General features: G+C 72.5%; 17 protein-coding genes. 7 read left to right on the top strand and 10 right to left on the bottom strand.

All coding sequences use genetic code 11. The features are described from left to right. Positions 1–27 precede the first annotated feature (27 nt). The gene (gene clpB, locus D5H75_RS30170; RefSeq protein ID WP_119929976.1) at positions 28–2,637 is read left to right on the top strand and encodes an ATP-dependent chaperone ClpB; all 2,610 of its coding nucleotides are present in this window, start codon (positions 28–30) and stop codon (positions 2,635–2,637) included. Positions 2,638–2,871: 234 nt separating this feature from the next. Here clpB and D5H75_RS30165 read toward each other — a convergent pair whose 3' ends face one another. Continuing rightward, a complete protein-coding gene (locus D5H75_RS30165) occupies positions 2,872–3,801 on the bottom strand; it encodes a GNAT family N-acetyltransferase (RefSeq protein WP_119929975.1) in 930 nt (309 codons plus the stop codon). Between the two features lie 263 nt (positions 3,802–4,064). Continuing rightward, complete coding sequence (locus D5H75_RS30160) at positions 4,065–5,603, bottom strand: DUF1841 family protein (protein ID WP_147425312.1); 1,539 nt, start codon at positions 5,601–5,603, stop codon at positions 4,065–4,067. 105 nt (positions 5,604–5,708) lie between these two features. Here D5H75_RS30160 and D5H75_RS30155 point away from each other — a divergent pair, with 105 nt between their 5' ends. Beyond that, entirely contained in the window at positions 5,709–6,194 is a 486-nt protein-coding gene (locus D5H75_RS30155; protein WP_147425311.1) for a hypothetical protein, read from the top strand. A 304-nt stretch (positions 6,195–6,498) separates the two neighbouring features. Here D5H75_RS30155 and D5H75_RS30150 read toward each other — a convergent pair whose 3' ends face one another. Then, the gene (locus tag D5H75_RS30150) at positions 6,499–7,032 is read right to left on the bottom strand and encodes a tetratricopeptide repeat protein (RefSeq protein WP_242454616.1); all 534 of its coding nucleotides are present in this window, start codon (positions 7,030–7,032) and stop codon (positions 6,499–6,501) included. Between the two features lie 162 nt (positions 7,033–7,194). Between D5H75_RS30150 and D5H75_RS30145 the strand changes: the two genes are divergently transcribed. Further along, positions 7,195–7,383, top strand: a complete 189-nt coding sequence (locus D5H75_RS30145; protein WP_119929971.1) for a hypothetical protein — start codon at positions 7,195–7,197, stop codon at positions 7,381–7,383. Here D5H75_RS30145 and D5H75_RS30140 read toward each other — a convergent pair. The 5 genes from D5H75_RS30140 to D5H75_RS30120 form a co-directional block, all read right to left on the bottom strand. Continuing rightward, positions 7,380–7,928: a TetR/AcrR family transcriptional regulator gene (locus D5H75_RS30140; protein WP_119929970.1), complete on the bottom strand. Its 549-nt coding sequence runs from the start codon at positions 7,926–7,928 to the stop codon at positions 7,380–7,382. The two genes, D5H75_RS30145 and D5H75_RS30140, sit on opposite strands and share 4 nt — an antisense overlap. 228 nt (positions 7,929–8,156) lie before the next feature. Further along, positions 8,157–9,854: an SDR family oxidoreductase gene (locus tag D5H75_RS30135; RefSeq protein WP_119929969.1), complete on the bottom strand. Its 1,698-nt coding sequence runs from the start codon at positions 9,852–9,854 to the stop codon at positions 8,157–8,159. 35 nt (positions 9,855–9,889) lie between these two features. Continuing rightward, positions 9,890–10,981: a CapA family protein gene (locus D5H75_RS30130; RefSeq protein ID WP_202638638.1), complete on the bottom strand. Its 1,092-nt coding sequence runs from the start codon at positions 10,979–10,981 to the stop codon at positions 9,890–9,892. A gap of 281 nt (positions 10,982–11,262) precedes the next feature. Beyond that, complete coding sequence (locus D5H75_RS30125; RefSeq protein WP_119929967.1) at positions 11,263–11,469, bottom strand: DUF397 domain-containing protein; 207 nt, start codon at positions 11,467–11,469, stop codon at positions 11,263–11,265. 23 nt (positions 11,470–11,492) lie between these two features. Then, positions 11,493–12,359 (bottom strand): helix-turn-helix domain-containing protein, encoded by an 867-nt coding sequence (locus D5H75_RS30120; protein WP_119930107.1) that lies wholly within the window; start codon positions 12,357–12,359, stop codon positions 11,493–11,495. 192 nt (positions 12,360–12,551) lie between these two features. Between D5H75_RS30120 and D5H75_RS30115 the strand changes: the two genes are divergently transcribed. Both D5H75_RS30115 and D5H75_RS30110 read left to right on the top strand, forming a co-directional pair. Continuing rightward, a complete protein-coding gene (locus tag D5H75_RS30115; protein ID WP_119929966.1) occupies positions 12,552–13,001 on the top strand; it encodes an ATP-binding protein in 450 nt (149 codons plus the stop codon). A 41-nt stretch (positions 13,002–13,042) separates the two neighbouring features. Continuing rightward, the gene (locus D5H75_RS30110) at positions 13,043–13,294 is read left to right on the top strand and encodes a hypothetical protein (RefSeq protein WP_119929965.1); all 252 of its coding nucleotides are present in this window, start codon (positions 13,043–13,045) and stop codon (positions 13,292–13,294) included. Between the two features lie 307 nt (positions 13,295–13,601). Here the strand turns inward: D5H75_RS30110 and D5H75_RS30105 are convergent, their stop codons facing one another. Then, entirely contained in the window at positions 13,602–14,984 is a 1,383-nt protein-coding gene (locus D5H75_RS30105) for an FAD-dependent oxidoreductase (protein ID WP_119929964.1), read from the bottom strand. A gap of 225 nt (positions 14,985–15,209) precedes the next feature. Between D5H75_RS30105 and D5H75_RS30100 the strand changes: the two genes are divergently transcribed. Next, positions 15,210–17,381, top strand: a complete 2,172-nt coding sequence (locus D5H75_RS30100) for a molybdopterin-dependent oxidoreductase (RefSeq protein WP_119929963.1) — start codon at positions 15,210–15,212, stop codon at positions 17,379–17,381. A gap of 9 nt (positions 17,382–17,390) precedes the next feature. Here the strand turns inward: D5H75_RS30100 and D5H75_RS44650 are convergent, their stop codons facing one another. Next, positions 17,391–17,765: a ClpX C4-type zinc finger protein gene (locus D5H75_RS44650; protein WP_119929962.1), complete on the bottom strand. Its 375-nt coding sequence runs from the start codon at positions 17,763–17,765 to the stop codon at positions 17,391–17,393. 123 nt (positions 17,766–17,888) lie between these two features. On the opposite strand from D5H75_RS44650, the gene D5H75_RS30090 reads away from it, so the two are divergent. Beyond that, positions 17,889–18,518 carry an HD domain-containing protein gene (locus tag D5H75_RS30090; protein ID WP_119929961.1) on the top strand — a complete coding sequence of 210 codons (630 nt, stop codon included), beginning with the start codon at positions 17,889–17,891 and terminating at the stop codon, positions 18,516–18,518. Positions 18,519–19,183: the final 665 nt, after the last annotated feature.

Raw genomic sequence — 19,183 nt, 5'->3', positions numbered from 1 at the left:
GGCGCCGCCCACGAGGGGAGCGAATAGATGAGCACCGACTACAAGTTGACGCAGAAGAGCCAGGAGGCGCTGTCGGGCGCCGTACGGCGGGCCGCCGCCGAAGGCAACCCCGAGGTGCTGCCGGCTCACCTGCTTTCCACCCTTCTCACCCAGACCGGCGGCACCGCCGTACCCCTGCTCCAGGCCGTGGGCGCCGACTGGAAGGCGTTGAAGGCCGAGAACGAGCGCGCGCTGGCCGCCCTGCCCAAGGCGCAGGGGTCCACCGTGAGCGCGCCGTCGAGCTCGCGCCAGTTGCTGACCGTGCTGAACACCGCCGGGCAGCGGGCCCGGCAGCTTGAGGACGAGTACGTCTCGACCGAGCACCTGCTGGTCGGGCTGGCCGCCGACGGCGGGCCGGTCGCGGACCTGCTCAAGGCGCAGGGGGCGACCCCGGCGGCGCTGCTGGAGGCGTTCGAGCAGGTCCGCGGGCACGCCCGGGTGACCAGCGAGACGCCCGAGGACACCTACAAGGCGCTGGAGAAGTACGGCGTCGACCTCACCGAGGCGGCCCGCAGCGGCAAGCTCGACCCGGTGATCGGCCGCGACACCGAGATCCGGCGCGTCGTGCAGGTGCTGTCCCGGCGCACCAAGAACAACCCGGTCCTGATCGGCGAGCCCGGCGTGGGCAAGACCGCCGTGGTCGAGGGCCTGGCGCAGCGCATCGTGGCCGGCGACGTGCCCGAGAGCCTGAAGAACAAGCGGCTCGTGGGCCTGGACCTGGGCGCGATGGTCGCGGGCGCGAAGTACCGCGGCGAGTTCGAGGAGCGCCTCAAGGCCGTGCTCAACGAGATCAAGGAGAGCAACGGCCAGATCATCACGTTCATCGACGAGCTGCACACGATGGTCGGCGCGGGCGCGGCCGAGGGCGCGATGGACGCGGGCAACATGCTCAAGCCCATGCTGGCCCGCGGCGAGCTGCGCATGATCGGCGCGACCACGCTCGACGAGTACCGCGAGCGCATCGAGAAGGACCCCGCCCTGGAGCGCCGCTTCCAGCAGGTCCTGGTCGGCGAGCCGAGCGTCGAGGACACGATCGCGATCCTGCGCGGGCTGAAGGGCCGCTACGAGGCCCACCACCAGGTGCAGATCGCGGACGCCGCCCTGGTCGCGGCGGCGTCGCTGTCCGACCGCTACATCACCGCCCGGTTCCTCCCGGACAAGGCCATCGACCTGGTGGACGAGGCCATGTCACGGCTCCGCATGGAGATCGACTCCCGCCCGGTGGAGATCGACGAGCGGCAGCGCGCGGTGGACCGGATGAAGATGGAGGAGCTGGCCCTGTCCCGCGAGGACGACCCGGCCAGCGTCGAGCGGCTGGAGAAGCTGCGCAAGGACCTGGCCGACCGCCAGGAGGAGCTGAACGCCCTGGTCGCCCGCTGGGAGCGCGAGAAGGCGGGTCTCAACCGCGTCGGCGAGCTGAAGAAGCAGCTCGACGAGGTGCGCTCGGAGGCCGAGCGCAGGCAGCGCGACGGCGACTTCGAGGGCGCGTCCAAGCTGATGTACGGCGAGGTGCCGGCGCTGGAGCAGCAGCTTCGGGAGGCCACCGCCAACGCCGAGCAGCAGGCCTCGGACGCCATGGTCAAGGAGGAGGTCGGCCCCGACGACATCGCCGAGGTGATCTCGTCCTGGACCGGCATCCCGGCCGGGCGCCTGCTGGAGGGCGAGACGGCCAAGCTCCTGCGCATGGAGGACGAGATCGGCCGCCGCCTGATCGGCCAGCGCGACGCGGTCCAGGCCGTGTCCGACGCCGTACGGCGGGCCCGCGCGGGCGTCTCCGACCCCGACCGGCCGACCGGCTCGTTCCTCTTCCTCGGCCCCACCGGCGTCGGCAAGACCGAGCTGGGCAAGGCGCTGGCGGAGTTCCTGTTCGACGACGAGCGGGCGATGATCCGCATCGACATGAGCGAGTACTCCGAGAAGCACAGCGTCGCCCGCCTGGTCGGCGCCCCGCCCGGTTACGTCGGCTACGAGGAGGGCGGCCAGCTCACCGAGGCCGTCCGCCGCCGGCCGTACTCCGTGGTGCTGCTGGACGAGGTCGAGAAGGCCCACGCCGAGGTCTTCGACATCCTGCTCCAGGTCCTCGACGACGGCCGCCTCACCGACGGCCAGGGCCGCACGGTGGACTTCCGCAACACGATCCTGATCCTGACCTCGAACCTGGGCAGCCAGTTCCTGGCCGACCCGACGATGGAGAACGGCGCCAAGCGCGAGGCGGTCATGAACGTCGTGCGCAACTCCTTCAAGCCCGAGTTCCTCAACCGCCTCGACGACGTCATCCTCTTCGAGCCGCTGGGTTCGGAGGAGCTGGCCCAGATCGTGGACCTCCAGGTCGCCCGCCTGGCCAAGCGCCTGCGCGACCGCCGCCTGGCCCTCACGGTCACCCCGGCGGCCCGCGACTGGCTGGCCCTGACCGGCTACGACCCGGTGTACGGCGCGCGCCCGCTGCGCCGCCTGGTCCAGGCCGCGATCGGGGACAAGCTGGCCCGCGCCCTGCTGGCCGGCGAGATCCGCGACGGCGACGAGGTGAGGGTGGACCTCGACGCGGCGAGCGACACCCTCACGGTCACCGCGGGAGCCCCCGCCCCCGCGACCACCTAGAACGGCGGAGCCGTCCGGCGAACCGGAGCCATGAGGCGAGCAAGGCCGTGAGCCAGGCCAGGCCCATGAGCCGGGCGAGGCCGGGAGAAGGCGCGATGAGGCCCCGGAAGCGATCCCGCTCCCGGGGCCTCGGCCATGTCACGCCCCCTCGACCTCCCCTTCACCGTGATCATGCGGTTCCGGCGCCCCCTGTGCTCGAAACCACGTGATCACCGGGAGGGAGGGGTGGCCGGGTCAGGACCAGGTCATGTTGATCTCGTGCTCGAAGGCGATGTAGCCGGCCCGGGCGAAGGCCCTGGCCATGGGGACGTTGCCGAGGTCCGTCGAGGCGCGGACGCGGGAGACGTCCTGCGCGGCGAGGACGCGGGTGCCCTCGGCGAGGAGCCGGTCGATGTGGCCCCGCCCGCGGTGGGCGGGCACGACGCCGATGTAGGCGATGATCGGGTTGTAGTTGTTCCGCGCGGGGATCACGAAGCCGACCGGCTCGCCGTCCGGCGTCGTCGCGACCCGCCACCACTCGCGGGGGCTCTTGTAGGAGAGCAGTTCGTCCTCGTACTGCTGGACCGCGGCCTCCTCCGGCGACATCCGCGCCAGGTCCCCGATGCTGTGCGCGTCGAGCGTGCCGTCGAGCACCAGCGCCATCAGCGAGACCAGCTCGTCGCGCCCGGCCGGCTCACGGAACCGCAGCCGCCCGTCGTCCTCGGCGATCGGGGTCCCCGGCCGCCATTCGAGCCGCAGCCGCTCCACGAGGGGCCGCGCCCCGGCTCGCGCGAGGATCTCCATCCGGTCCTCGACCCCCGCGCGCGTGACCGGGTCGTCCCGCCACGCCGGCGGCACGTACCGCGTCCACTCCACCGGCGGCTCCCCGGCGGGCAGCACGGCGGCGGAGGCGGCCTCGAACAGCCGCGACCCGATCTCCACCCGGTCCGCCTCCCCCTCGGCGAGGTCGAGGATGTCCAGCAGGTACGGCACGCCGTCCCCGCGCCCCCACCAGGCCAGGCGCGCGACCACCCGATCGCCCCGGAGGGCGACCCACATCCACCCCGGAAGCCGCCGCCCGGCCTCCAGGTCCCCCGCCAGCTCGTGGTTCAGCCCGTACGGCAGCGAACAGAACAGGTCCAGCTCATCACGTCCGCCGATCGGGCGTATGACGACATCGTTCAAGGCACTTCCCGGAAGATCGGGCCCCTCCGTCCGGCACGGCTCAGCCCGCGACCCGGAAGGAACGGGAGCAAAACGGACACCAAGCATGCCGTGCCTCCCCGCAGCCGTCACATCCGCCCTCCCGGCGGGCTCCGCCCCGGCGCGGCCCCCCGGGCGCGAAGCGGCTCCGACCCCGGCCGCGCCGCACCGTGCCATACCGCCGCGCCGCCGTGCCGCGCCGCCGTGCCGTGCCCGCCGCGCCGTGCCGTACGGCCGGAGCCGGGTCAGTCGGGACGGCGGAGGCTGAAGACGGACTCGGGCAGGGCGTCCAGGGCCCGCGCGTACGACTCGGGGTCGAAGGCGGCCTTGTCCTTCATGGTGCGCCAGACCTGGGACAGGATCGCGGACGCGAGCATGTGCAGGACGTCGTGCCGGGTGTGCCCGTCGGCCATCAGCCGCTGGACCGTCCCCCAGACGATCGGCGGGTCGTTGATCCAGAGCTGGTTCACGGCGATGAGGTGGGCGGTCATGTGGTGCGCGGGCTCGTTCCGCCCCGCGTGCTCCAGCTCGATGAGCGTCCGGCGGTGCTCCTCGTCGGACAGGTCGCCCCACTCGGACCTGACCAGGGTGTACGGCAGGGCGAAGCGGCGGCGGCGGACCGTCTCGGGGTCGTACTCCTCGCCCTCGGCCAGGTAGGGGTTGTCCTCCTCGGGGTCCAGGAGGAGGGACAGGTCGGCGGAGAGCTCCAGGGCGGCGGTCACCACCTGGCGGCGCGCCTCGTCGGGGAGGTCCATCCGGTCGGCCGTGAAGTCGGTCCAGGCGCGGAGGACCGCCGGGAGGGCCGCCTCCTGGGCCCCGGTGAGCAGGACGTGCTCGGGGAGCCAGTCTCCGGCGACCAGTTCCAGCTTCGCCGGGCTGATCCGCAGGGGACGCTCGGGGTCCAGGGCGGCGCCGCCGCGCAGCAGCACGCGGGCCAGCGAGTCCGCCTCGGCCGGCAGGTCCGGGGCCGACGCGAGGAAGCCGGCCACGACCGCGTCCTCGTCCGGCTGGTCGTCGTACGGCTCGGCCGGGGCGGACGGGATCGCCTCCAGGCGGCGCAGGAGGAAGGGGCGGGTCTCGGCCAGTTCGTCGGACACGTCCGCGCGGTCCAGCTCGGCGGTGGCGGACAGCGCGCGCGACAGCCGTACGCCCGCCTCGGCGACGTCGAGGGGCGAGAGGGCGGCGAAGCGGCGCGCGGCCTGGTCGGCGCGCAGGGCCTGGAGGGCGGCGTCGGCGTCGGTCATGCCCACGGCGTCCACCGCGGCGCCGCCGAGGTTGTGGTCGATGAGCGTCACCACGGCGTGCTGGGATCCGGCCTGGTCGAAGGCGATCAGGATCGTCTCCTGGTCGCCGAAGACGTCGGCGAGCACCCACGCCTGCGCCGGCACGGCGGACCCCAGCCCGGCGGCCCACTCCGGGTCCTCGACGCCCAGCGCCACGAGGGCGTCGGCGGCCGCGGCCGACTTGGCGCGGACCCCGGGGGGCCCGAGCACGGCGAGCGCGCGCAGCAGGGCGACGGACTCCGGGCGGCGCAGGCGCGAGGCGTAGGTGACCGCGCCGTCGGCGAGCACGGCCTCGGCGTCGTCGCCGGGCAGGCGGGTGCGCCACCACGGGGCGATCAGGCGGGCGGCGAGCAGCTCGGCCTCGACCGGCCCCGGCTCCCGCAGCAGGCCGCGCGCGCCCCGCAGGAGGAGTTCGAACACGTCGTCGGGGCGGGACTTGCGGGGCTTGGCGCGGCCGGCGGGCCGGGCCCCCGGTCGGCGTCCTCTGCTCTTCGGGCTCACCCTCCGCAGCGTAAAGCAAAGGATTGCCGCATTGCGGCCGCCGGGGCCGCGCGGTCCTGCTACTTTCAGCGTTCGTCTGACCACCTCGCGCAACCAGGGGGGCGCATGTTCCATCGTCAGCGGGACAACCGCACACACGGACGCAAACGCTCGGCCGCGCTCGTGGCCGCCATGGCCGCGGGAATAAGCTGGCTGCTCGTCCAGCCGGCCGCCGCCGACCGGTTCTGCGCCGGGTCGGAGGCCGTGCCGGCGCCGGTCGCGGGCGTCGGGCACGTGATCGACCCGGCCAAGATGGGGCTGGGCAAGTCCGCGCCGCGGCTCAGTGGGCTGGGGGGCCCGCTGACCGGCGTCGCGGGCGGCAGCCTGAACCCGCTCGCGGCGGCCTCCACCCTGGACGCCCGCCGCCTCGCCAAGGTCTGCGGCGACGTGAACGCCAACGACCTGACCAAGCTGCGCCGCGTCGGCCACACCTGGGGCACCGCGCACCTGGCCAGGGACGCGGGCACCGCCTCCGCCGTCGTGGACGGCCACTCGGTCCCCAGCCAGCTCCGCAGCCTCGCCCCGATCCTGCCGGCCCTGCCCGTGAACTGAGCACGACCCGCCCGTGGCGTACCCCGATGGGTCACGGGCGCCCGCTCCCGCCCCGCACCGCGAGACCGCGGCGGCCGCCCCGCCCCAGCCCGACACCGGCCCGGCGGCCGCCGCGCTCCCCTCGTCGGCGGGGCTTCTCCCTTTCCGCCCCGGCACGGCGCCACCGCCCGCCGGACGCCGCGGGCCCCAGACGCCGCCGTCTGGATCGCACGCCCGGCCCCCGCTCATGCCGTACGGCGGAGCGGGCCTCCCCGGACATACGGCGGCGCGCGCGGCGGCGGGGCCGTACCGGGGAGGGGGACGGTCAGGAGTCGAGCATGGCGTCGATGGTGTCCTCGCCGAGGCCGAGGTCGACGCGGATGCGGTAGCGCGTGCGCAAAAGGGCGTCGCGCAGCCCGGGGTCGTCCGGGCCGAGGCGCACGCCCTCGGTGGCCCATTCGTGGGCGGCCTCCAGGTCGCCGTAGGCGGCCAGGGTCTCGGCCAGGTAGAGCGCGGACTGGGGGTCCACGCGGCCCTCGGCGCGCACCGCGGCGATGATCTCGCGGGCCTCGCCGGGGCGGTCGAGTTCGAAGAGGGTGTCGGCGATGCCGCAGCGGGGGTCGATCCCGGCGTCGCCGCCGTCGTCGATGGCGCGGCGGAACAGCTCCAGGGCCCGCGCGGGCTGCCCGGCCTGCCGCCACTCCTCGGCGGCCATGACCATGACCGTGGCCCGGGGCACGTCCCCCGAGGAGTAGTCGTCGATCAACTCGGTCAGCCGTCGCGCGAGCGTCCCGTGGTCGCCCAGCAGCAGGGCCTGCCCGAGAAGTCGATCAATGTACTCATAGGTCACATGAGCCACGCCCCCGAGGCTACCCACATCGGCCGGGGCATGCGGGGCGCACGCCCGCAAAGACTGCTTGAGTCCCTAAACTCCCATATCCGAAATCCGTCACTCTACGGATTAAATCCGACACAAGGGGTATCGGGGATATCCGCGCCGTATGACCGGGAGGTGACGAGGATGCGCGTTTCCCGGACCACGATCGGCCTGCTCATCTGCGCGGCCGTGCTCGCCGCGGCCGTACCGGGATTCCTGGCGTACGCCGACGCCCGCCTCGCCGCCATCGAGAAGGCCCACCGCGAACTGATCAGCGTGACCACCGGCGTGCCCTGCCCGGCGAGCCACCCCGTCTCGGGCGGCGGGCGCTAGGAGAGCTGACTCGACAGGTAGCCCCGCACGAGCTTCTTGGCCTCGGCCACGATCTCGGCGTCGCCCTCGGGGTCGCGGCGGAACGCCAGCTTGAGAACCGCGTCGGCCGCCTCCACGGCGACCACCACGGCCCGGTCCAGCTCGTCGCTGTCGGCCAGGCCGAACTCGCTGAGCAGCAGCCCGCGCAGCCGCCCGGAGATCACCGCGTTGTTGTCGGCCGCCGGGTCGAGCAGGTGCACGTCCACCACGTCGCCGAACCGCAGCGACCGGAACCCGGGGACGTGCCGCAGCATGTGGACGTATTCGTCGATGATCGCGTCCACGGCGGCCCACCACCCGGCGTACTCCTCGGTGATGAACCGCTGCCCCACCCGGGACACGAAGACCTCGAGGTTGCGCTGGGTCAGCGCCTGCGCGATCGCGCGCTTGTCGGGGAAGAACTGGTAGACCGAGCCGATCGCCACCCCCGCGCGCTCGGCGATCCGGGTGGTCGTGAGGGCGTCGTAGCCGATCTCGTCGAGCAGTTGGGCGCAGGCGTCCAGCATGCGCTCCACGCGCCGCGCGCTGCGCCGCTGGGCCGGGCGCCGCCGCAGCGGGGCGACGATCTCACTGGAAGCCTCGGATGGTCTCGACACGCCTCCAATCTTGCCTCCACCCCCGCGCGCCTGCCATCGATTCCCGGCGCGAACCGGAACGTTCCCACGCGGATCCCGTACGGCGGACGCCCGGCACCTCCGCCGACGCGGGGCCGGCGGGAGAGGGAGGGGGCGTGTTCAGCGGAGGCGGACCAGGCGGGCCGTGGCCCGCAGGGCCGCAGGGACCAGGCGGGAGATGAGGTAGCCGAGCCTGGCCTCGGTGTTCACCGGCACCACGGCCTGGTCCCGGTGGACGGCGCGGAGGATGTGGGCGGCGATGCGTTCGGGCGGGAAGCGGCGCAGGCGCAGCGCCCGGATCGCCCGCCGGCGTTCCCTCTCGACACGGCGGCCGCGGTAGACGACGTGCTCGGCGAGCGGGGTGGAGGTGAAGCCGGGGCAGATCGTGCTCACCCCGATCCCGTGGCGGCGGAACTCCGCGCGCAGGCAGTCCCCCAGCGTCTTCACGGCCGCCTTGGAGGCGGAGTAGGCGGGCAGCGCCCGGCTCGGCGCGAACGCCCCCAGCGACGCGACGTTGACCAGGTGCCCGCCCTCGCCGCGTTCGACGAGCCGCCGCCCGAAGACGCGGCAGCCGTTCACCACGCCGCCCAGGTTCACGTCGAAGACGCGGCTCCAGTCCTCCGCCGTGTGGTCGAGGAACGGCCCGGCGACCGCGATCCCCGCGTTGTTCACCACGATGTCCGGCACCCCGTGCGCGTCCTCGACCTCCCCGGCGAAGCGCTCCATCGCCGCCGTGTCCGCCACGTCCACGACGTACGGATGACCGCCGGTCTCCTTCGCGGTCCGCTCGGCCGCCTCCGCGTCGATGTCGGCGCAGACCACCTCGGCCCCGTGCGCCGCGAACGCCCGCGCCGTGGCGCGCCCGATGCCGCTGCCCGCGCCCGTCACCACCACGAGGTGGTCGTCGTACGCCCGGCGCTCCGGGCGCACCTCCGCGCGGCTCAGGGAGCGGGAGGGCGGGCCGCCGTACTCGATGTGCTCGGCGAACTCGCGGATCCAGCGGGCGACGACCCCGGGGTGGGAGCGCTGGGCCCAGTGCCCGGCGTGGAGGCGGCGGTGCCAGAGCCGCGGCACCCGGTCGCGGGCCGTGGCGAGCAGCGCGGGCGAGACGAACGGGTCGCGGACGGCCTCGATGACCTGGACCGGGGTGTCCGGGAGGGGGACCTCGCGGGGCTCGGCGAGCCGGGCCGGCATGTTCGCGCGGTAGAGCTTGATCCCGTTCAGCGCGTCGCGCCGGTAGGTGGCGGCGGGGTGCCCCTCGCGCGGCCGTACGCCCTCGCCGAGCCGCAGGGCCTCGGTGATCAGGCGGGGGGCGAAGGTGCTCATGGCCAGCTCGGGCACCACGGGGAACTGGAAGAAGCCGATGTACCAGGAGCGGACCGCCTGCCCGAGGGCGCCGCCGCGGGGGCCGTGCCGCATGAACCACGCGGCGTGGTCCAGGCTGGGGCCGCCGAAGGCGGTGAAGGAGGCCACGCGGTCGCGCACCTCCGGCCGGGTGATCGCCTCCCAGCCCTGGATCGCGCCCCAGTCGTGCCCGGCGAGGTGCACGCGGTCCTTGCCGATCGCGTCGAGCACCGCGCCCATGTCGGCGACGAGGTGGTCGAGGGTGTACGACGCCACGTCACGGGGGGCGCCGGAGCTCCCGGCCCCGCGCACGTCGTACCGCACCACGTGGAAGCGCTCCGCCAGCAGGTCCGCGACCTCGTCCCACACCCGGTGGGAGTCGGGGTAGCCGTGCACGAGCAGGACCGTCGGCCGCGCCGGGTCCCCCTGTTCACACCAGGCGATCTCGACGCCCGCGGATGATACCCGACGCATGCGACCACCTCATTTATTAGACGGCGCGTCTAATCCTAGGGCGCGTCCTCCAGCGTCGTACAGCTCCGCAGCGACTTCCAGCGGGCCAGCTCCTGCTGGGCCGCGGGCCCGGTGAGCAGCCTCGGCAGGCCGCCCGAGATCCGCGCCGGACGCCAGGAGGACTTGAGGACCTCCCCGCCCCTGAGGGTCAGCGTGAGCACCCCGCTGTTGGCCGTCTGCCCGTTCGCCGAGCTGAAGACGAAGTTGCCCAGCCCGTAGTGGACGTACTTGCCGTTCATGTACCCACCCGCGAGCGGGATGTGCGCGTGGCCGCCCACGATCACGTCCGCGCCGGCCTTGATGAGCCGCTTGGCCAGCTCCGGCTGCCGGGGCAGCGGGCACTTCTGGAGCTCGGCGCCCCAGTGCAGGTAGACGATCACCGTGTCGGCCTCCGCGCGGGCCTCCTTCACGGCCTCGACCATGCGCTCGACGTTCTTGGCCGAGGCCAGCCCGCCCTTCTCGTCGGTCGCGGTCCACGCCTGGATCAGGTGGTCGTCGAGCACCTGGGTCGCGCCGAGGATCGCCACCCGGTTGCCCTTCACCGTGGTGCGCCAGGGCTTGTAGGCCTCGTCGGCGTCCTTGCCGATGCCCACCACGGGGTACTTCGCCTTCTTGATGGCCTTGAGGGAGTCGCGCAGGCCGCTCTCCATGAAGTCCATGCCGTGGTTGTTGGCCATGGACACCACGTCCACGCCCGACGCCTTCAGCGCGGTGAGCGCGCTCTCGGGCGCCCGGAACTTGAACTGCTTGCCCGGGGCCGGGGTGCCGCCCATGGTGATCGCGGTCTCCAGGTTGACCATCGCCAGGTCGGCCTTGCGCAAGGTCGAGGCGATGGGCCCCAGCGCGGTCGAGGGGTTCGCCAGCCGGGCCCGCAGGAAGCCCTCGAAGTGCACGTCCCCGCCGAAGGAGATCGTGAACGGCTGCCGCGTGACGGGCAGCGGCTCGGACTTGTCGGGCTTCGGCGTCGCCGCCGGAGCCTTCGTGGCGGCCTTGGGCGTCGAGGACTCCGCGGACGAGCAGGCGGCGAGGACGCCCAGGGCGAGGGCCGCGGCGGACAGAGCTGACACACGCGCACGTATCTGGTTCATCGTCTCCCGAGCATGCCACGCCGGAACCGGTGCTCGCGGAACACCGCACAAACCGGACGCCCCCGAACGCCCGCCGCCATGGGATCCGGAGAACGCGCGGGGCCCGCCGAACGCACGAGGAGCCGGCCACCCTCCCCGGAGCCGGGGAACGCGCGGGAGCCGGGAGCACAGGGGAGCCGACACACGGCCTCGCGGACCGCACCGGTCACGGAGACCGCAGGGGACCTGGGAACTCGGGCAACGACCTGCCCGGCCGAACACGCGTCCGGCCGGGCGAGGGGTCACACGTCGAACTGACCCCGCTTCACGGAGCCGGCGAACTCCGCCCACGACTTCTTCGAGAAGACGAGGGCTGGACCGTTGACGTCCTTGCTGTCGCGGACGCCCACGTGGTCCCGGCCGAGGTCGGCGACCTCGACGCAGTTGCCGTTGGCCATGCTCCGCAGGCTCCGCCGCCACGTCGCGGCGGAGATGTCGACCGAATTCATGATCTCAGTCCCTGTTTTTCTTTCTAGAAAGACCGAGCCCTTTGCTCGATCACCAATAGGGACTCCTCCTCTGACAGCGATTCGGCCGCCAGGCGCTCGAAAGATCGCGAATATTCATATACCTCGGAATCCTGCTCAACATATATTGCGCTGCTCAGGTGTTCGATATAAGCTATGTCGTGATCTTTTTCCACTGGAAAGTCAAAAAGCACGAAGGCCGGACCCACGAACGGATGCTGGCCGTTCAACGGCAGGATCCGCAGCGTGATGTTGGGCCGCTGGGCGGACTCGACCAGATGGTGGAGCTGTTTTCGCATGATGGACGCGTCGCCGAACCTCCTCAGCAGCGTCGACTCGTCCATCACGACACTCAGCACCAGCGGCCGATCCCGCCTGTTGATCACTTCTTGACGTTTCATCCGGAGTTCGATGCGCCGCTCGACCTGCGCCGGAGGAAAGGGCATCACCGACTGCCAGCCACGGATCACGTGTCTGGCGTAGTCCTCCGTCTGCAGCAGCCCCGGCACGACCACGGGTTCCCAGTTCCGGGCCGACCGTGCCTCCACCTCTAAACCTATGAAAGTGGCGTATTCGGGCAGCAGGACGTCGGAGTAGGTCTCCCACCACCCGCGCTGCCCCGCCTCTCTGGCGAGTCGCAGCAGGATCTCCCGCTCGCCTTCGCCCACCCCGTAGAGACGAAGGAGTCCTTCGACGTCCTCTAACTTGGGGGCGGTTCGTGCGTTTTCGATTCTGCTGACCTTGGAAGCCGATAGATTCAGTCCCGCGACGTTGGCGACGTCGTGAACGGTGTGGCCCGCCTGCTCGCGGAGACGACGCAGCTCGGCTGCGAGCCTGCGTCGACGGACGGTCGGACTGGCTTGGTCGGCCACCGACCGACTCCCTTCCCAAGTGACCATGAGAAGTTCCCGCGTCTAGTGTGCCGCAACCTCTCGTAATGGTGACAGAGGCATGCGGTGAGAGTACTAACAAAATTTCCCGCGAACGAACCACTGAAACTTGCAGCGGTACACCCAATATTGGACCATGAGAACTAAAGGGTCCGATCTTGGCACGGAGTACGCATGATGGATGTGACGCGGAGCCACGGAGCGATCACCACCACGGCGAGGTTCTCCCAGGACACCAGCGTCACGCTCCCGGGAACGCCGGACCAGGTCTCGGCGGCGCGCGCGTTCCTGCTCCGGGCCATCGAGGACCCCGCTCTGCACGACGTGGCCGAACTCCTGGTCAGCGAGATCATGACCAACGCGATCGTCCACACCGAATCGGGGCGTGGCGGGCAGGTGCGCGTCAGCGTCCGTCCGGCCGACACCGGGATCCGCGTGGAGGTCGAGGACGAGGGCCCGCGCGAGTCCGGCCGCCCCGCCGTACCACGCCGCCAGGAGGAGCTCGCCGAAGCGGGACGGGGCCTGCTGATCGTCCGGCTCCTGGCGGCGCGATGGGGATTCCGCGCCGGCGGCAACGGGACCACCACGTGGTTCGAGCTCGACACGGGGAGGCCGACCGGCTGAACCTTCCGCGGGTGACCCCCGCAGGGAAAGGAGTGTGTCCGTTGTTCTACGCCGGCAGGGGGCACGCCTGGGTCAAGAAGATCATCGGGGACCTGCTCGACCGCGCCGACCGCAGACTCTGCGGCCGGGCCGACGAGTGCGCCCGGGCGTACGGCTGGGATGTGACGCGGACCGGATTCGGCGCGCGCCGCTACCACGATCCCGAGTTCGACCTGATGCACGTGGACGCCGACCACCTCGGCCCCTACCTCGACCGCTGGGCCACGACGCTCCTGGACAGGACGCCGAGCTGACCACGAGCCATCACAAGGACCACGAGCGGCCACGAGCCGACCACGAGCCGACCACGGCCTGACGGCGACCCGGCCCCGTCCCGCGCCGCGGACCGACGGTCCCGCGCCAGGGACGGACGCCGATTCCGGACCAGCCCGGACTCGCGCCGGCCGCGCGATCCCCCGCACCCTTCGCGGAGGCGAGCCGCGCGGCCGGCGCGAGGGACGCCGCCGCTCACGCCGTACGGCGGAGCGGGGCGCCCGCGCGGGCACGGCCGGGCGGGGCGGCGAGCCGCACGACGTGAGCGGGGCGCCGCCCCGCGATCGGTCATCCGTCGGCGGCGGCGACCTGCTCGGCGGCCTTGCGGGCGGCGATGAGCACCGGGTCCCAGACAGGGGAGTACGGCGGGGCGTAGCCGAGGTCGAGGCCGGTCATCTCCTCCACCGTCATGCCGTTCCAGGCGGCCACGGCGAGCACGTCGACGCGCTTGGCCGCGCCCTCCTCCCCGACGATCTGCGCCCCGAGCAGCCGCCCGGACCGGCGCTCCGCGATGATCTTCGTGGTCATCCAGGTCGCGCCCGGGTAGTAGCCCGCGCGCGTCGTGGACTTCACCGCCGCCGTCACGATCTCGAACCCGGCCCGCGCCGCCTCCCTGCTGGACAGGCCGGTGCGCGCGACCTGGATCCCGCAGATCTTGGTGACGGCGGTGCCGATGACCCCGGGGAAGGTGGCGTATCCGCCGCCGATGTTGATCCCCGCGACCCGTCCCTGCTTGTTGGCGTGCGTGCCGAGGGCGATGTTGACCGGGAGCCCGGAGATCCGGTGGACGCTCTCCACCACGTCCCCAGCCGCCCAGACACCCTCCGCCGACGTGCGCATGCGCCGGTCCACGACGATGCCGCCGGACTCCCCGACCGCGATCCCGGCCTCCCGGGCGAGGCGGGCCCGTGGCCGTACGCCCAGGCCCAGCACGACCAGGTCGGCGGGGTAGCGGGAGCGGTCGGTGACGACCGCGCGGACCACGCCGTCGTCGCCGGCCTCGAACGCGGTCACCCGCTCGCCGCTGCGCAGCTCGACGCCGATCCGCTCGATGGCCTCGGCGACCAGCGCGCCCATGTCGGGGTCCAGGCCCTTGTCCATCGGCTGCGGCGACGCCTCGACCAGGGTCACCGCGATGCCGCGCTCGACCATGGCCTCGGCCATCTCCAGGCCGATGTACCCGCCGCCGACGACGACCGCGCGGCGGGGCTTGGTCTCGCCGATGTAGGAGTCGAGCACGATGCCGTCGTCGAGCGTCTGGACGCCGAAGATCCCCGCCGCGTCCGCGCCGGGCAGGTCGGGCCGCACGGGCTCCGCGCCGGTCGCGATCATCAGGTGGTCGTACGGCTCGACGCGCTCGGTCCCGCCGGCCAGGTCCCGGACGCGGACCACGCGTTTGTCCACGTCGATCTCGGTCGCCTCGTGCCAGAGCCACACGCGGATGTCGTGGTCGCGCTCGAACTCCTGGGGCGTGCGCGCGACCAGGTCCTCGGCCGCCTTGACGGCCCCTCCCACGAGGTACGGCAGGCCGCAGGCCGAGTAGGAGGTGTGGGCGCCGCGCTCGACCGCGATGATCTCCAGGTCGTCGGAACCGCGGCGGCGACGGGCCTGGGAGGCGGCGCTCATGCCGCCCGCGTCGCCACCGATGACGATCAACCGCTCTCGGGACATACGCCCATACTGCCCCTCCGGCCGATCACATGAGGGCGGCGGCCCTGTCATCCGGTGGGAGCGCAGGCCCTGCCGCCCGCGCGGGAGCGGCGGCCCCGCCGTACCCCTGCCGCCCGGGTGGGGCGGCGGCCCCGCCGTACCGGATCCGGACGGTTCACCGCAAGGGTTCACATGCGGGGGCGGGACCGGCAAGATGGGTCTATCCGACGAACCCAGGAGTGCCGGATGACGACGACGGCGTACCGCACGTGCCCGCTGTGCGAGGCGGTCTGCGGCCTGAAGCTGACGATCGACGGGGACCGGGTGACCGGCGTGCGCGGCGACGCGGACGACCCCTTCAGCCAGGGCTTCATCTGCCCGAAGGGCGCCTCCCTGGGCCGCCTCGACTCCGACCCCGACCGGCTGACCGCCCCGCTGGTACGGCGGGCCGGCGGCTTCGAGCCGGTGTCGTGGGAGGAGGCGTTCGCCGTCGCCGCGGAGGGGCTGCGCGGGGTGGACCGCGCCTCCCTCGGGATCTACCTGGGCAACCCGTCCGCGCACACGATCGCCGGGGCGCTCTACCTCACGCCGCTGATCAAGAGCCTGGGCACGCGCAACGTGTTCTCCGCGAGCACCGCCGACCAGATGCCCAAGCACGTGTCCGCCGGGCTGATGTTCGGCGACCCCATGGCGATCCCGGTGCCCGACCTCGACCGCACGTCCTACCTGCTCATGCTGGGCGCGAACCCGCTGGAGTCCAACGGCTCCCTGTGCACCGCGCCCGACTTCCCCGGCCGGCTCCGCCGCCTGCGCGCACGCGGCGGGCGGCTCGTCGTCGTGGACCCGCGCCGCACGCGCACGGCCGAGCTGGGCGACGAGCACGTGCCCATCCGCCCCGGCATGGACGCCGCGCTGCTCGCCGGGATCGCGCGCACGCTCCTCGCCGAGGACCTGACGCGGGTGTCGGTCCCGGTCGGCGACCTGTCCGCGCTGCGCGAGCTGCTGGAGCCGTTCACCCCGTCCGCGGTGGCCGCGGCGTCCGGCGTGCCCGCCGACACCGTCGTACGGCTGGCGCGCGAGCTGGCCGCCGCGCCCTCCGCCGCGGTGTACGGCCGCATCGGCACCTGCACGGCGCGCTTCGGCACGCTGGCGAACTGGCTGGTGGACGTGCTCAACGTGCTCACCGGCAACCTCGACAGGCCCGGCGGGGCGATGTTCCCCTATCCGGCGCACCGGCCGGCGTACCTGCGGCGCAAGCCGTACCGGATCGGGCGGTGGCGTAGCCGGGTGCGGGGACTCCCGGAGGTCAACGGGGAGCTGCCGGTGGCGACCCTGGCCGACGAGATCGAGACGCCGGGCGAGGGTCAGGTCCGCGCGCTGATCACCGTGGCGGGCAACCCCGCGCTGTCCGCGCCGAACGGGCCCCGGGTGGCGCGGGCGCTGGCCGGGCTGGACTTCATGGTCAGCGTGGACCCGTACGTCAACGAGACCACGCGGCACGCGCACGTGATCCTCCCGCCGCCGCGCGTGACGCAGAGCCCGCACTACGACTTCGCGTTGCTGGGGTTCGCGGTCCGCGACTACGTGCGGTACTCCCCGCCGGTGTTCCCGCTGGAGCCCGGCCGCCCGGCCGAGTCGGAGATCCTGGCGCGGCTGGCCATGATCGCCGCCGGTCAGGAGGGCGACCCGGCGCTCCTGGACGAGCTGATCATCGACCAGACGCTGCGCAAGGCCGTGGAGACGCCCGGCTCCCCGGTCGAGGGCCGCGACGTGGCGTCGCTGCGCGCCGAGCTGACCGGTGAGACCGGGGCGGAGCTCCGGCTGGACATGATGCTCCGGCTCGGCCACCGAGGCTCGTGGACGGAGCCCGGCGGCCTGAACCTGGACCGCCTGCGCGAGGCCCCGCACGGCCTGGACCTCGGCCCCCTCCAGCCGCGCCTGCCGGACGTCCTGCGTACGGCGAGCGGGGTCGTGGAACTCGTGCCCCCGGAGATCGCCGCCGACGTGCCCCGGCTGCGGGCGGAGCTGTCCGGGACGGCCCCCGGCCTGGTCCTGATCGGCCGCCGCCACCTGCGCTCCAACAACAGCTGGATGCACAACCTGGCGCCCCTGGTGGGCGGCACCAACCGCTGCACGCTGCAGATCAACCCGGCCGACGCCCGCCGGCTGGGCCTCGACGGGAGGGCGCTGGTCAAGTCGGCGGCCGGCTCGGTCCTGGCCGACGTGGAGACGACGGACTCGATCATGCCCGGGGTGGTGAGCCTTCCGCACGGGTGGGGCCACGAGGAGCCGTCCCAGCGGATCGCCTCGGCCAACGCGGGGGTGAGCGCCAACATCCTCACGGACGAGACGATCATCGACGCGGTGTCCGGCAACGCCGTCTTCAACGGCGTCCCCGTGACCGTCACCCCGGCCTGACCGCGCTGGTCAGGCGGGGGCGGAGAACCGCTCCCAGGCGGACTGCCGGGTGATGCCGAGGGCGGCCCCGATCCGCTCCCAGGTGACCCCGCGGTCGCGCAGGACGGTCACCCACTCGTGCAGGCTGCGCTCGACCTGCAGGCCGGTGACGGCGATGCGGGGGATGAAGGCCAGGATCTCCTCGTCCGACATGACGTCGGGGGCCGGAATCCGGGGGGTGCCGGGCTCGGGGGGCGGCGACGCGAGGATCGCGTTGCACAGCGCGACGCACTCGTCGCAGATGTAGACCCCCGCTCCGGCGATCACCTTGGCGACCTCGGTGCTCGCCTTGGCGCAGAACGAGCAGTGGCGGGTGGCCGTCGTCTCGATGATCTCGGCTTCCATCACCTCTCCTTTCACTCCTCTTGCTGTCAGGGTGATCCTGACGGTAGTGACGTCAGGATCACCCTGACAAGACCCAATTCGCGGCAAGGTGGCAGGGATGGGGGCGGGTAGGCTCGGCACGAGATGATCACGAGGGATAAGGTGGGGCGAGTGACGACCGCGCCGACTCACGAACGCCTGCGATCCCAGATCGAGTTCACGCTGGAGATCGACAAGCTCAAGCGAATCCTCCGGCGGAACACGCTGGTCGACGGGTCCCGGCGCGAGAACGACGCCGAGCACTCCTGGCATCTGGGGATGATGGCGCTCGTACTGGGCGAGCACGCGCCACCGGGGACGGACCTGGACAAGGTCATCGCGATGCTGCTCATCCACGACCTCGTGGAGATCGACGCCGGCGACACCTTCATCTACGACACGGCGGCCGTGGCGGACCAGGCCGAACGCGAGCGCGCGGCGGCGGACCGCATCTTCGGGCTGCTCCCGGAGGACCAGACCGCGCGACTGCGCGCCCTGTGGGACGAGTTCGAGGAACGGCGCACGCCGGAGGCCAGGTTCGCCCGCGCACTGGACCGCCTCAACCCGCTGCTCGCCAACTTCCACACCGAGGGCGGCACCTGGGCCCGCCACCAGATCAACTCGGCCCAGGTCCTCCGCAACGTCGCCCTCATCGCCGAGGGGTCGGAGACCCTGGGCGCGTACGCCACGGAACTGGTGGAGCAGGCCGTCGCCAAGGGCATCCTCGCGCCGTAACGGGACAGGATCGCCCCAACCGGGCCCCAACCTGGCGCAACGCCGGCAGACCCGCGCTTACCGGCGTTTCACCGAAGCTACCCACGGGTAGTAACTGAGCGTAGTCACAGAACCACTCCGACCCTCGACCCCCGGCTCAGCCATGGAATTACACCCCGCCCCCGCGCGTTACATCCCGCATCACGTCATGTGACGGTCATGACCGGTCGCCGCGCAGGTGACCGCGTTGGGTGGCCGGTCAATCCGGGGCAAATCGGATGGAATGTCCCGGACAGCGTGATGGTTATACATACCAGACACCCGGTCATGACGGCCGTGTGACTGACCCGGCGGCCCCCCTCTCGCGTGAGGCACAGCCCGCGAGATGCCCGCCGATCTGTTCTCTGGCACCGCCACACCCCTCCTGGCCCTTCCGGCCTGGTTCCGCATGCCCTCTCGTGGGGCTGCGTCGCGGGTGTTCGACGCCAGGTTCCCTACCCGGCGCCGCAGCGTCCCGGCCGTGAAGAGCGGCACGGCCGACCCCAGTGACTCTGCGTAGCGCTCCCCCTTCACCATGACTTACACCACTGACTACCAGCCCCAGACCATGCTCAAGCTGCTGGAGACCCAGCTCGGGTACACCGAGAAGGCCGACGGCGGCTCCAAGTTCGGCGAGTGGTTCTCCG

This window comes from Bailinhaonella thermotolerans (genome assembly GCF_003594875.1).
Classification (GTDB): Bacteria; Actinomycetota; Actinomycetes; order Streptosporangiales; family Streptosporangiaceae; genus Bailinhaonella; species Bailinhaonella thermotolerans.
This window is presented reverse-complemented; position numbering and strand designations above follow the sequence as displayed.

Coding starts and splice junctions, on each gene's coding strand:
- clpB (WP_119929976.1), top strand. CDS start 28: ATGAGCACCGACTACAAGTTGACGCAGAAGAGCCAGGAGGCGCTGTCG.
- D5H75_RS30155 (WP_147425311.1), top strand. CDS start 5,709: ATGTTCCATCGTCAGCGGGACAACCGCACACACGGACGCAAACGCTCG.
- D5H75_RS30145 (WP_119929971.1), top strand. CDS start 7,195: ATGCGCGTTTCCCGGACCACGATCGGCCTGCTCATCTGCGCGGCCGTG.
- D5H75_RS30140 (WP_119929970.1), bottom strand. CDS start 7,928: ATGCTGGACGCCTGCGCCCAACTGCTCGACGAGATCGGCTACGACGCC.
- D5H75_RS30135 (WP_119929969.1), bottom strand. CDS start 9,854: ATGCGTCGGGTATCATCCGCGGGCGTCGAGATCGCCTGGTGTGAACAG.
- D5H75_RS30130 (WP_202638638.1), bottom strand. CDS start 10,981: ATGAACCAGATACGTGCGCGTGTGTCAGCTCTGTCCGCCGCGGCCCTC.
- D5H75_RS30125 (WP_119929967.1), bottom strand. CDS start 11,469: ATGAATTCGGTCGACATCTCCGCCGCGACGTGGCGGCGGAGCCTGCGG.
- D5H75_RS30115 (WP_119929966.1), top strand. CDS start 12,552: ATGATGGATGTGACGCGGAGCCACGGAGCGATCACCACCACGGCGAGG.
- D5H75_RS30105 (WP_119929964.1), bottom strand. CDS start 14,984: ATGTCCCGAGAGCGGTTGATCGTCATCGGTGGCGACGCGGGCGGCATG.
- D5H75_RS30100 (WP_119929963.1), top strand. CDS start 15,210: ATGACGACGACGGCGTACCGCACGTGCCCGCTGTGCGAGGCGGTCTGC.
- D5H75_RS44650 (WP_119929962.1), bottom strand. CDS start 17,765: ATGGAAGCCGAGATCATCGAGACGACGGCCACCCGCCACTGCTCGTTC.
- D5H75_RS30090 (WP_119929961.1), top strand. CDS start 17,889: ATGATCACGAGGGATAAGGTGGGGCGAGTGACGACCGCGCCGACTCAC.